General features: G+C 66.6%; 14 protein-coding genes and 1 pseudogene. 12 read left to right on the top strand and 3 right to left on the bottom strand.

All coding sequences use genetic code 11. The features are described 5' to 3' along the window. Window positions 1-213 precede the first annotated feature (213 nt). The 7 genes from ACIRVH_RS32885 to ACIRVH_RS32855 all read left to right on the top strand — a co-directional run bounded on the left by ACIRVH_RS32885 (window position 214) and on the right by ACIRVH_RS32855 (window position 6761). The gene (locus ACIRVH_RS32885) at window positions 214-750 is read left to right on the top strand and encodes a hypothetical protein (RefSeq protein WP_403960814.1); all 537 of its coding nucleotides are present in this window, start codon (window positions 214-216) and stop codon (window positions 748-750) included. Between the two features lie 296 nt (window positions 751-1046). After that, a complete protein-coding gene (locus tag ACIRVH_RS32880) occupies window positions 1047-1586 on the top strand; it encodes a hypothetical protein (protein ID WP_403960811.1) in 540 nt (179 codons plus the stop codon). Between the two features lie 611 nt (window positions 1587-2197). Further along, window positions 2198-2473 (top strand): hypothetical protein, encoded by a 276-nt coding sequence (locus ACIRVH_RS32875; protein ID WP_403960808.1) that lies wholly within the window; start codon window positions 2198-2200, stop codon window positions 2471-2473. 31 nt (window positions 2474-2504) lie between these two features. Beyond that, the gene (locus ACIRVH_RS32870) at window positions 2505-2951 is read left to right on the top strand and encodes a cupin domain-containing protein (RefSeq protein ID WP_403960805.1); all 447 of its coding nucleotides are present in this window, start codon (window positions 2505-2507) and stop codon (window positions 2949-2951) included. Window positions 2952-3161: 210 nt separating this feature from the next. Beyond that, window positions 3162-3311, top strand: coding sequence for a hypothetical protein (locus ACIRVH_RS32865; RefSeq protein WP_403960802.1), 150 nt, complete (start codon window positions 3162-3164; stop codon window positions 3309-3311). 635 nt (window positions 3312-3946) lie between these two features. Beyond that, window positions 3947-4369, top strand: coding sequence for a hypothetical protein (locus ACIRVH_RS32860; protein WP_403960800.1), 423 nt, complete (start codon window positions 3947-3949; stop codon window positions 4367-4369). A gap of 1117 nt (window positions 4370-5486) precedes the next feature. Continuing rightward, window positions 5487-6761 (top strand): cytochrome P450, encoded by a 1275-nt coding sequence (locus tag ACIRVH_RS32855; protein WP_403960797.1) that lies wholly within the window; start codon window positions 5487-5489, stop codon window positions 6759-6761. A gap of 46 nt (window positions 6762-6807) precedes the next feature. On the opposite strand, the gene ACIRVH_RS32850 is transcribed toward ACIRVH_RS32855, so the two are convergent. Then, window positions 6808-7365 carry a GNAT family N-acetyltransferase gene (locus tag ACIRVH_RS32850; RefSeq protein ID WP_403960794.1) on the bottom strand — a complete coding sequence of 186 codons (558 nt, stop codon included), beginning with the start codon at window positions 7363-7365 and terminating at the stop codon, window positions 6808-6810. Between the two features lie 143 nt (window positions 7366-7508). On the opposite strand from ACIRVH_RS32850, the pseudogene ACIRVH_RS32845 reads away from it, so the two are divergent. The 4 genes and pseudogenes from ACIRVH_RS32845 to ACIRVH_RS32830 all read left to right on the top strand — a co-directional run. Further along, window positions 7509-7953, top strand: a pseudogene (locus ACIRVH_RS32845) (IS5 family transposase); the annotation flags it as partial. Window positions 7954-8776: 823 nt separating this feature from the next. Next, complete coding sequence (locus ACIRVH_RS32840) at window positions 8777-9205, top strand: RICIN domain-containing protein (RefSeq protein WP_403960791.1); 429 nt, start codon at window positions 8777-8779, stop codon at window positions 9203-9205. 46 nt (window positions 9206-9251) lie between these two features. Further along, window positions 9252-9725, top strand: a complete 474-nt coding sequence (locus ACIRVH_RS32835) for an RICIN domain-containing protein (protein WP_403960788.1) — start codon at window positions 9252-9254, stop codon at window positions 9723-9725. A 53-nt stretch (window positions 9726-9778) separates the two neighbouring features. Next, window positions 9779-9919 carry a hypothetical protein gene (locus tag ACIRVH_RS32830; protein ID WP_403961212.1) on the top strand — a complete coding sequence of 47 codons (141 nt, stop codon included), beginning with the start codon at window positions 9779-9781 and terminating at the stop codon, window positions 9917-9919. 475 nt (window positions 9920-10394) lie between these two features. Here ACIRVH_RS32830 and ACIRVH_RS32825 read toward each other — a convergent pair whose 3' ends face one another. Both ACIRVH_RS32825 and ACIRVH_RS32820 read right to left on the bottom strand, forming a co-directional pair. After that, window positions 10395-10664, bottom strand: a complete 270-nt coding sequence (locus ACIRVH_RS32825) for a hypothetical protein (RefSeq protein ID WP_403960785.1) — start codon at window positions 10662-10664, stop codon at window positions 10395-10397. 644 nt (window positions 10665-11308) lie between these two features. Further along, window positions 11309-11653, bottom strand: coding sequence for a GNAT family N-acetyltransferase (locus ACIRVH_RS32820; protein WP_403960783.1), 345 nt, complete (start codon window positions 11651-11653; stop codon window positions 11309-11311). 376 nt (window positions 11654-12029) lie between these two features. Here ACIRVH_RS32820 and ACIRVH_RS32815 point away from each other — a divergent pair, with 376 nt between their 5' ends. Beyond that, a complete protein-coding gene (locus ACIRVH_RS32815; protein WP_403960779.1) occupies window positions 12030-12314 on the top strand; it encodes a hypothetical protein in 285 nt (94 codons plus the stop codon). Window positions 12315-12346: the final 32 nt, after the last annotated feature.

The raw sequence follows: 12346 nt of genomic DNA, 5'->3' as shown, positions 1-12346 counted from the left end.
AGCTTCGGTCGCCTGCTCCCTGCTCCCTGCTCCCTGCTCAGTGCAGCCTGACGTGCCGGTCTGCTGATCAAGTGCCTCGCCAGCCGGCGAGGCCGAGGAGTCCGTGCCAGGGCAGTCTTGATGATGTTCTGATGCGCGGCCGGTTGACCCCTGGTGCCGCACGGCGCAGGATCTTCCCTGCCCGTGCGGGTGTTCGGGCAGAGAGCTGGGACGATGACAGGGAACGCCGGACCCGGGCTGATAAGGGTGGTGCACTTCGAGCGGACGTCTGCGCTGCTGATGGGCGTGGGCGCGGTGTTGTCCGAAGGGGTGTTGCTGGCCTTGATCGGGGCGCCTCACCGGCTGGAGGCCCTGCTGGTGGGCACGGCTGCGGTCACTCTGGTGTCCCTGGCGTTGCTGCCATTCGGCTTCCGTCTACCTGCCCGGCTCCGCCGCAAGTACGAGCAGGCCGCGCGGATCGACACCGTCGGCGATCCGTGCGCCGGCCAGGATGCGGCGCGACGGCTGTCGCTGCGGCGCACGGCCGGATTCGTCGGGGCGGGAGTCTGCTGGATGGTGTTCATCGCCCTCACGTTCCGCGAGCTGATGCCGCCCGTCATGTTGGTTCCCGTCACCATCACCCAGTGGGCGCGGTCCCGGGCGACAGTGCAGTGGGAGCGGGAGAACGGTGTAGCCCTGTGGCGGGGCATTCCCGGGGTTCTGGGCACCCGGGACCCGGTATACCGAGTTACGGCAGATGTCAGGATGTGAACCCTTGGCGCAATGTCGACCTGCGCGAACGCAGGCGGCTCGCCGTTGTCCCCCGTTGGTCGCTGAGCCTTCGGGCACGGAAGAGGCGCAGCGCCTCAGGCCGTGAAGTTCCTCTTGGTACAGGCGTCGGTTTCGTCAGTCTCAAGATCCACGGCCACGGCAAGTGGCCAGGCGAGTTCTCCAGAGCGCTTGCTCGGCTTGCAAGATTGGATAGATGGACAGCGTGCCCCTGGTCCGCCATGCTGCGTTGGCGGTGATGGGGCAGCGCCGGCTGCGTTGTGTGAGGGGCGGGATCGATGGAGCAATCGCAGGTCGAGGCCATGTCGCCGGATCGGATCTGTTACCGGTTGACGCGCCTCCAACGCCTGCTGTCCGTGCTGCCGGCCATCGTCGTCACGGCGTTCCAGGTCTTGTCCTGGCTGGACGGCGGACCATATGGTCCTGTGTTTGTCTCCCTGCTCATGTGGGGTGTCCTGTTGCCCGTGGCACTGATCATCTCGCGGCCCTTCGGGGTCACTCTCACGCCGTCGGCGGCCATCGTGCGCAACCTCCGCCGCAGGACCATCCCGTGGTCGAACGTCCAAGCCATCCAGATCGAGTCTCTCTTCGGAAGCCGGACCGTCGTGATCTACGAGGCGGGCGGCCGTCGTACCCGCCTGCGGGCGCCGATCACCGGGTTCCTCAGCTGGGATCGCAGCTTCGAGGAGAAGTTCCACACCATCGGTAGGTGGTGGCTGGATCACCGGGGCCCGGACTGGGCTCCTGTCCCGCCGCCGGGCGCGCGGTGGGGTGGCCCACCGGTGTCCGACGGGAGCCCTTACGCCCCTCCCGCGTAGTCAGGAGCTGATCGGCCGTCCCCGCCGCAAGCCGGACTGAAAGGAGCATTGCCTGGCTGCACGGCTTCTGACGCCTGCGAATCCGGTGGGTACGACGAGCCGACATCCACGAAGCCTTCCTCGGCCTCGCCGCGCTTCGTCCGCGCACTCGATGCCTTTTGGGCTCGGTCTCTCAGGTCACGTGGGCCGCTTTTCTCACCTTGGTTTGGACGAGGCACGTAAGACGATGCAGTTCCCACATCCACCGCGCAGGTGAACGTCCCCTGACCTGGTGAAATGACATTCCGACCCCTTTGGGTGCGGATGGGGCACGGCACCCTGTCTGATCCGGATGATCTGTAGCTCTGCGCGGATCGGCCATCTGGCCCTATAGGCCTCGGCAGATGGTTTTGGAGCCGGTGCAGGATTCCTGTGGTGGAGTGGGTTGCTTTACCTCGGGAGCCCCCGCACGGGCCGCTCGATTTTCCTGCTTCGCAGTCGCCTATATGCCCCCATTACCGTCAGCGTGCAGCGTCACCGGGATGCCCAGGAGCGCCCGGCCCGCGTGCGCCGCGCACTGCACCGTCGCAGTCTGGACGCATGACCTATCGGTGCGGGACGAAAGGTGACCAATGAGGTGCGGGGTCATCGGCGGTACCTGCCTGATCGGTGCGCAGGTCGTGAAGAAGCTGAATGCGGCCCGGCACGAGGCCGTGCCGCACTCCATGTCCACAGGTGTCGACGTGATCAGCGAACTCGGTCGGCTCACTCCGAACGCCCGTTCCGACGGCCGCACAGTCGTCACCGATGACACCGTCGGCATGCTCGCAGCCGTCCACGGTGACGCCCTCATCGCCAAGGGCGACACCCGCATCGCCCCTACCCACTACAGCGACTGGCTTTCCTGAACCACCCAGCCCACTCACTGGAGGCCTCACCATGTCGAACAATGAGCCGGCGGCAGGCAGCGGTACGAGCCAACCGCGCTCGGAAGCATGGAAGACGGCGCTCACCGTGCTGCAGTCGGCGAAACCGCCGTCCATTCCGGCGGGGGCAGAGGCGATGACGGTCCTCGTCGAGTTTCCTCCCGGCGACCCCGGCACCCCTCCGCACCGGCATTCGGGACCCGCTTTCGGCTACATGCTGGAAGGGGAGATGCTCTTCGAGCTGGAAGGCGAGCCCGAGCGGGTGATCAAGGCCGGAGAGACGTTCTGGGAGCCGGGCGGCGATGTCATCCACTACCAGGACGGGAACAACCGGACCGACTCCTGGAGCCGCTTCCTCGTCACCATGATGTGTGCGCCGGGTCAGCCCATGCTCACCCTGGTCGACGACGAAGAGTTGGCCCAGCGTCAACACCTGCGCGCTCCCCGCCCAGGCACTTGACCCGCCACTGATGCCAGATCTGGATATCAAACACCTCGGATCACGATCGATGCGGGCGGCTTTGGCTGTGCTGAAGGCAGGATTCGAACCTGCGACACCCACCCTGAGACGGTCTGTCGTTTGGCGATCGTTCCGCGGTTACACCTCACACCACTCGCCCAGTTCGCCAGGCGCCCCCGTCTGGATGAAGTTGCATACGAGGGCCCATGCGTGATCGACAGTCAGGACGTGGTCGCCGCTGAACATGGCCGGGTCATCCATGACAGGAACGTCGACCACGGCATCGGCCGCGGCGGTGCCATCTCCAAGGAGCAGGAACGACCTCTCAGCGTCCTCGAACAGTTGGAGGACAGGCCGTAGCCCTTGTCCGCGTACAGCTTGGCCGGGCGGCGGCGCCTTGGCCCGTAGCGGGAGCGGCACGCGATGCTCAGGGCAGAGCTCAGATGTTGCTCAGACGGCTTGCTGGTCGGCCGCCGTACCGGTCAGCTCGACGCACGCCTGAGCGACACCGAGCGCTCATCGCCTAAGGGGCCCCATGAACAGTGTCCGACAGACTCCACCCGAAAGCCCTGCCCTGGTCAGGTGTGCGACTGTCGCCGCGTACGCCGTCGCCGCCCTCGTCCATCTCGTGACGGCGGGACTGTTCATCGGCGGCGCACTGTTGATTGTGCTCGGGTTCCGCACAGTCATTCAGCCACTATTGGGCTTGGTGATGCTGGGCCTGGCTCTTCCGCTGCGCCCACGTCCCGGCAGGTTGGATGCTGAACTGCCCACGCTGCGGCACGCGGACGCCCCGGTCCTGTTCGATCTGTTGGACCGCATGGCCGACGCGGCCGGGGTGCGACGCTTCGATGCGATCCAGCTCGGTCCGGAATTCTCCGTGACCGTCACCCACTACGGTCTACGCCGCAAGCGGTGCCTCGTCCTCGGTCTCCCGCCTTCTGCTGTGGCTCACCCTGCCGGTCACACGCCGTGCGGAGTTCGATGCGGACGACGTGGCCGCTCGTACGGCTTCCACCGAGGCAGCCATCGCCGCATTGCAGGACCGGCACCTGGCGGGCGCGGTCGGCATGGAAGTACATCGCCTGGCCATCGAGACCCGGACGCTCGTAGGCGGCCGTTCCGCTGCAGCTACACAGGAGGAACTGTGGGACAAGGTCGCCCGCTATGCCGAGAGCCTGCGCGAACAGCAGGGTCCTGACGAGACTACCGAGCCCGAGGGCATCGGGACCGTGGTCGGCACGGCCGGCTTCCCGTCCGAAACCCTGCGCATGGCACGACTGGCCCGCGCCCCGAGACGCAGCGCGACGATCACGCTCGACGAGCCCGACCGAAACCGCATCGAAGACGAACTCCGCCTCCCCAAGCAGGCGCTGGCGCGCAAGGTCATGCGTGATTGCGTCCCACTGACACACTGAACGAGTGTGGCGTAGCGCTTCCACCAGCCATGGATCCGGGCCTGGCCGGAACCCGCTGTACCGACTCGTGGTGAGCGCCAGCCCCAGCCCGAGAGCATGGTTTCCGGCCCACAGCTCGGCCGACAGGCCGATCTCCGGCGCGTACACCTGGTAGAGGGTGAGTGCGGAGTCCGTGTGCCGGGCTTCAAGGTGGGCACGTTGTTTCGTGCATGCCATCGAATTGCCGCGGTGCGAGGCCGCTGAGCCTGCGATCCGCGGGCTGACCTTGGGCCTCAGCTCGGTCAGTAACTGCAAAGTGACGCGGCGGGTTCATGGCCTGCGGCCATGCAATCGATCAACCCGCTGACCTGCTGCCGAACCGGTTGCCCGGTGCCCGCTCGCCACCGTGGTTCCCCGCGGCTTCCCGCAGGATCGGGCACGGATGGGGCACGGGGCATCTTCTGATCCGTAGCTCTACACAGATCGGTCATGGAAGGCCGTGCAAAGTGCCGGCAGGCCCGTGAGAGACGGTGAGGGGTGGGGGCGGTCGGTGGGGGTTGCTGTACATCCCTGCTGCACTGCGATCGTCCAGGGGCGTCGGCAGAGTAGATCCACGGTCGGACCTCGGGCCCCAGCTCGGTCAGTATCCGAAGAAGCGATGGGCTGGCCTCTGACCTGCAGCCGCGTAATTGATCAACGCTGCGAGCTGCGATTTAGCTGCCGGTGGTTGTCCGCGTTGGTCGGCTGGTGCGGTGGATGACTGGGGGCGCCGGCCGTGGCCGGCCAGTCATCGAGACTGGTCGGCCACGGTTCCGGAACGCGGTGATCAGCAGTGGAAGTGTGTGACCGGCGGCTTGAACGCGCCCTGTATCACATATGTGCCATATGTGGCAATATGGCATTCGTGGCATGAGGTGCTGAAGACGGGCGAGAGGAGTGCATCATGATCGCCAAGCTGCTTGGCAGGCTGTCCTTCACCCGTCACTACGGTGCGTACGGGGTCCACGAGTGGGATGCGTACGCCGGCGACGACTGAGGCTGACCGCACTGCCGGCGGGCGCCCCCGGGCGCCCGCCGGCTCCCAGTCACGCTGCCAATCGGGGACGATGTCATGGGCCGAATGAATGAGCCGCCGCGGTTGCCCGAGGGCAGCTTCGCAGCCTGGAGCCGCGACCGGCTGGCACTGGCGCGCCGTGGCGCTGACGAGTGCGGGGACGTCTGGCAGCTGGAGCCGGGTGTCTACGTAGCCGCTACGGCCGAGCCGTGTGAAGCAGTGCTGCGCCGCGCGCAGGACTTCCCCAAGGCGCCCTCGCCTCTCTTCCCGCCGTTGAAGCGGTCGAGCGGAGCACCGACGCCCGAGGAGCGTGCGCACGCTCACGCCGCCCGCATGCGCGGACTACGCGCGCAGGCGGTTGCAGCCCGGATCGGTGAGATTGCGCCCGGGTCCGCTCGATTTGCCGACCAGTGGCCCACGGGCCAGGACGTCGAGGTTCTGCCCCCGGTCCGACGCGCCCTGGCAGAGATCGGCGTGCATTACCTGTTCTCCGAAGACGCTCTCACCCTGCTGCCCTTTGCGTCACAGCTCTTCCTGGCCCGGGAGGTGCTCGTACGCCCCTCGCGCTGGGTATGGCCGCGCTGGATCCCCACACCGGCACGGCGGTTCCGGACGCGGCAGCAAGTCGCCTTCACCGACGCTTTGCGGCCCATCGTCCACCGGCGTCGTTCATCGGGCCGGCTCGGTGACGACATGCTGGGACAGATGCTCCGGCCCTCCCCCCGCTACGGCCTACTGCCGGAAGAGGCCATCATCGACACTCTCCCCGGAATCACCGTCGCCACCTTCGAGACACCTTCCCGAGCAGCCGGATGGATCCTGCTCCACCTGGCCCGGCACCCCGAGGCAGCGGACCGCGTCGCGGCCGAAGCCGCCTTGCTGCCCGCGGACCCGGCTGCGACGACCAGCGCCCACCTGGACAGCCTGCAATACACCCAGGCACTGGTACGCGAGGTGCTCCGGCTGTACCCCCCGAGCTGGCTACTGACCCGGCGCACCAGGCGACAGACTCAGCTCGCCGGCTACACCATCGACGCCGGGTCCACCGTTCTCGTCTGCCCCTACACCGCCCACCGCGACGCACGGGAACACTCCGAGCCGGACCAGTTCCAGCCCGAGCGCTGGCTCGACGATTCGGGCTGGACGGCGAAACCCGGGGTCTTCCTCTCGTTCGGTACCGGGCCCCATGGCTGCGAGGGAGCCGCTCTGGCCATGGCGATGCTGACGCTCCTGACTGCGTACACCGCCCGCTGCTACCACTTGAGCGAGCCGCCCGGACCGGAACCCAGCTACCAGGTCGCCACCCTCGAAGGTCTCGCAACTGTCGGCTTGCGCCTGCGTGCCACCCTGCGCTGCTGAGAGCAGTCCTGCTTTCAGTGACAGGCCGCCTGCACCCGCGACCAGTTCATCGTTCGCTCATCGTGTGTCGCTGGTCGAACTCGTCGGCGAGCATGCCCATCATGACGAGGTCGTGGTGACGGCCGGCGAAGAAAACGTGCTCCCGCAAGCGCCCCTCCTCGGTGAAGCCGAGCCGACGAAAAAGTCCCAGCGATGCCTCATTGTGGGCGAAGATCGCTGCCAGGCATTTGTGATAGCGCCGCTCGGCGAACATGAAGCGCAGCAGCAGCACTACGGCTTCTGCCGCGTAGCCCTTGCGCCGGTGGTCAGCGCCGATCGTGACATCCAACTCGAACCAGCCTGAACGAGAGCCGGTGCGATGCGAGCCGACTGCGCCAACCAACTCTCCCGTGACCGTCGCTTCGACTGCCAACCGGAAACGGTCGTCATCGGACTTGGCAACGGCTTGCTCCCGCGCCCAGGCACGGTAGCTCTCGGCGGATCGCGGCAGATCCAGCCGACTCCCGCGCCGCCCGTCATCGTCGGCGAAGCCCATGAACGCTGTCCAGTCGTCGGGCTCGACAGCGCGTAGCCGTACCCGATTACCAGTCCAGGACGATGCCATGCCCTATTTGATCACGCTGCTGTGCGCGCGAGGCTGAGAGGCACGCCGAGGCAGGTGTTGCCCGCCATGCTCTGTCTCAGCAGCGGAGTCGCGCAGTGGGCAAAAGTCCGAGGGGTGACGGGGAATGACGTGGCGGTCAAAGGGGGACACTGACGGGACCGAATCCGACCGACCGTGGTAGGAGCGGATCAAAAAATCCACCTCATCGTCGACCGGAACGGGCTGCCCCTCTCGGTCGGCATCTCCGGTGCCAACCTGCACGACAGCCAGGCCCTCGAGCCCCTCTTCCGCGGGATACCGCCCATCCGCTCCCGACGCGGACCCCGCAGACGGCGTCCGGCCAAACTCCATGGCGACAAGGGATACGACTACTCTCACCTGCGGCGATGGTTACGCCCGCGGGGCATCATCCCTCGCATCGCGCGACGCGGAGTCGAGAGCTCCCACCATCTGGGCCGACACCGGTGGGTCGTCGAACGCTCCATCGCCTGGCTCAGCGGATGCCGACGACTACACCGCCGCTGCGAACGCAAGGCCAGCCGCTTCCTGGCCTTCACCGCCCGCGCAGCCACACTCATCTGCTACCGCAGACTGCCCAAGAGAAATGACCTGTTATTAACGGCTGCCACGTCGCCGAGACCGACGCGCATTCCTCGGTACGAGGGCGGGGGATGCCCGGCTCAGGCGCGACCAACCACCGAGGGAGGCCTCGCTCCACGCAGGCTCCGACGGCTCTGCCGTGAGCAGCGGGTCGTGTTGGTTGAGATCCGCGCGCCACAACAGGCACCGCGCGGCGCGACGGCTGAAACGTCTGCGACCGCTGAGCAGGAAGCACCTGCGGCCTGATCCATGCCTCTGACGTCGTTCGGCTGCTGTCCGAACGCGCTGTCTCCACCAGCTGGCCTGGCCCCGTACGGCATCGTCCCTCGGCGCTGTCGTCCGGGGCTACTTGCTGCCCCGGCGCTCTTGGCTGGCCGGCCGTTCGGCCGGGACCGGCGCCCCAGCGCCGCAGCCCGGACGAACGGCAGGCCGGCGGCTGGCATCAGCTTGGGAAGCTCAGGTGACCTACGGGGCGTTGCTGGGCTGGCCTGCACAGCCCCATGGCTCGTGGCCAGCGCAATCCCCCACCCTGTCGGCGGGTTGGTGTACGTGCATCGTGGGACGTCTCAGGGATGCGGAGGCTCGGTGTCCCAAGTCGCAGGTCACGTCGGTGAGATGGCGGCGGGACACGTCCCAGCAGTTTTTGCGCACTGCTCGGCGGCGGGCGGCTGCATACGGTTGCGTGGGGCGTCGGCGGGGAGTCGGCGCCTGCGTGGTCCGGACTCCGGGGTGAGTCCGGAAAAAATGACCGAAGTGCGAAACAGGGGGAACAGGAATGCGTGTCAAGCGCGTTGCTCAAGCGGTCGGAACGATGGCGCTCGCTCCGCTCTTCGTGCTGGCGACGAGCGTGGCGGCTCACGCCGACTCGGACGTCCACTGGACCCACAAGCGGGACAACATGTGCCTGGAGCCGAGCTACAACTGGGCAGGCACGCCGGACGACGTCGAGGTCGACAGCTGTCACAACACCGTCGCCTTCTGGCACGACGTGCACCAGAGCGACGGAAGCTGGCTGGAGAAGGACGCGACCAACCTCGGCTACTGCATGACGGCCTACACGGACCATGACGTCTACCTGGAGTCCTGCAGCGGAAACAACTACCAGCGCTGGGACGAGATCGACACCGGTAGCGGCTGGAAGCTGCGGAACCGTCAGACGCGCGAATGCCTCGACAGCAACGGAAGCTCCGTCTACATGCACCCGTGCAACGACGGAAACGAGTACCAGCTCTGGTACTGAGACCGAGACAGCCTGCCGCATATCGCCACAACGAGAGGGAACTAAATTGATTCGGCAGCGTATTGGGCGCGTGCTGGGGGCGGCACTTGTCGCGCCGCTTCTGGTCGTCGGGGTGAGCACAGCGGCCCATGCCGACGGTGACGTCGTGTGGAATCACAAGCGCGGTGGAGGCTGTCTCTCCGGCATGTGGGACCACCACCTCGGCTGGAACGACGTGGGCCTCTACCCTTGCTCGTTCGGCGCCGCGAAGTGGCATGACGTCAATGTCGGAGGCGACGTCTGGATCGAGCGGATGACGGAGGTGCCGGGCTCCTGCCTCGCCGGGTACACCGACCACGACGCCTACGTGGAGGCTTGCAGCAGCAGCCGAAACAACTACCAGCGCTGGCACGAGATCAATACCGGTGACGGCTGGAAGCTGCAGAACGTGGCTACCGGCGAATGCCTCGACGCCAACGACGACAACAAGGTCTACACGCACGAGTGCAACGACGGAAACGTCTACCAGCTCTGGTCGTGACGGGCTGACGGCCCAGTGACGACAACGACGACACCCTCGTCGGCGACGACCAGATCAACGGCGGCGCCGACAACGACACCCTCCAGGGCAACAACGGCAACGACACCCTGGACGGCGGCAGCGGTACCAACACCAACGACGGCGGACCCGGCCGCAACACCTGCACCAACCCGGCCACCGGCACCGGCTGCTGACCCGGCCACCGACACCGCCTGATCAACGATCGGCCCGAGCCGGTCGACGGACAGCGCACACGAGAACGGCCCCCGACCGATTCAGCCGGTCAGGGGCCGTTCAACTGCCAGGTGGGTGTGGGATTTGAACCCACGGTGACTCGCGCCACAACGGTTTTCAAAACTGCCCGCGAGCTGTCGCCGACTAAGTCTGTGACCTGGCCACCCGCCGCTTTCACAGGCCGGCCCGCAGGTTGGTCGTGGACCCCCTCGGGCGCCCTGCTGAGACCTACGCATTACGAATTGTCCGATCTTGGTCCGTGGGCATCCGTGACCGTACACAGAGACAGTTCCTTGCCTGGTGAGCAGGCGTTCCAGACGCCGAACGACAAGGGTGGACGCTCGCGGAACAAGCAATGACTGAGACCGTGGCGGGTGGTGCTGGCCAGCTTCCGACCGGGAGTTGATAACCGACACCGCTCCGAGGGGGACGCCGTCAGGAACCGACCCGCTCGTAGCGGAGCGAGGTGTAGCCGAAGCTGTCGGAGTAGACCTGTGCAGTGGTGGCGGCCCCGACGGCGTCGATCCGTCGAGCCTGCAGCCGGATCGTTGTCGGCCCGCTGACTCTGATCAGCTCGCTGATCGGTGCGGTCTGGTTGCCGCCGGCCGTGGCGTTGCCCGGGTTCAGGTCGATGACCTGGTACACGAACCGTTCGCTCTCCGTCACCTCGGCGCCGGAGTTGACGTTCCACAGCCGCGCGCTCATGGACGTGTTGAGGGGCGGAGCGCCCGCGAGGCGTGCGCGGACGTCCGCGTCGAGTTCGTATGTGCCAGCCCTGGGGAGGGTGACCTCGAGCGGGGTGTCGGTCCAGACTCCGGGCGGCAGGTTGACAATCGTATTCAGCGTTGCGATCCCTCCGTTCGCTGCGCGTGCGATGGGTGCCGTACTCGCGTTGCTCGGCGCAGTGAACGCGGTCGTGGTGCCGATGAGCAGCGTTGCGGCGATGGCGGCGAGGCCGGCGCGCAGGACTGATTTCAGGGTTCCTTCCGGACGAAGGCGATTTGGAGTATGCCTCGGATAAGGTACGGAACCTGACGGAATATGAATGTATTGAACATGCCGGTTGAATGGGTGACAGCGGCTCGTGCAGCAGAAAAGTGAGGCACACGGGGGCTGCAGACATGCGAAAGGCCCCGCCCATCCGCCACGGGTGTGGCCCTCGGGGGTCCTATTCCACTCACACGCTGAGCCCTATGTGCTGGCCGATCTCGCGGACAGTGAGGGCCTCGCCGGTGTCGGTGACGCACTCCCGGATGAAGCGCACGATGCGCGTGTTCGATTCTTGAGGCAAGGCGAGTGGGTATCTCTCGCAGCCAGCACCCACTGCCCGCAGCCGCAGGGCGTTGATGTCAGAGGGCGGTTCGGGCTGGGTGCTGAAAGAGCGCTCCCGACCTGCGGTGCGGCAGGTCCACGATGCGTACGAGGGTGAATCCCGCACCCTTGTAGTACCGGCGCAGCCCCTCGTTGTCCTTCCAGGCATCCAGACGAAGCCACCGCTTGCCCTGCGCCGCGGCGCGATCCGCGGCCCAATCCATCAGCCTGGCACCGACGCCACCGCCGCCCGCGTCCCGGCTCACGGCCATGCGGCGCAGGTAGAGCGCAGCGCCCGGGTGGTCGTTTCGATCGTACGGCGGGTGGGTGTCTGCGGTCGGCTGCTGTTGTGCGCTGGCGTTGGCGTACAGGTGGGCGTACACCAACGCGTCCCTGGAAGAGCAACGCAAAGCACTAAGCCTCGATCCACCGATCGGTGGATCGAGGCTTAGCTAGGAGCGAGGTGAGCGAATGCCACTCTGACCTGCCCACTGTCCACATAGGCGGATCGAGGGGCAGTCAACCGCCGGCCCTCCGTAGCTCTAGCCAGATCAGTCAGGTACGGCCATACCGGCCGCTACGGCGCCTCGGTTGGACGCCGCCGCTGTCCGTCGACGCTGTCACGCAGTTGGACACTTCGCCGCGTATCGCCAGAAGGTATCTCCGTGCTCGTTTCGGATGGTGTCGGCGGTAGCCCGCCTCCTGCCATGCTCTGTCGGCCCATTACGATCGCGGCTCACCCGCAGACGAAGAGGTGCCGTGAACGAGGAGCACTCTGCCAAGAGGGGCGAGGTCTCGCTCGGGCCAAACGCCCGCGCAGCCCGTGGCTGCACGGTCGCCCTCGTCTTCGCCTGTGCCGTGCTTGTGGTGTTGATCAGCTTCGCGGGGACCAACGAGATGGAGTCCTTTCCCGGGCTGCGGGACAACAGGGCGCCGCTAGTCGTCTACATGCTGGGGTTCGCAGCCTTGGTGGCCGTCGGTGGGCTGGCGCTCTCCGGGTGGCGGTCCTACGGCGGACGGGCCGCTGTCGTCTGCCTGGCTTGAGCTGATCCTTGGTGCCGAGGTCGGAGATCACG

This window comes from Streptomyces sp. NPDC101165 (assembly GCF_044768135.1).
Classification (GTDB): Bacteria; Actinomycetota; Actinomycetes; order Streptomycetales; family Streptomycetaceae; genus Streptomyces.
The sequence above is the reverse complement of the archived record's forward strand: the minus strand, read 5'-3'. Positions and strand labels throughout refer to the sequence as shown.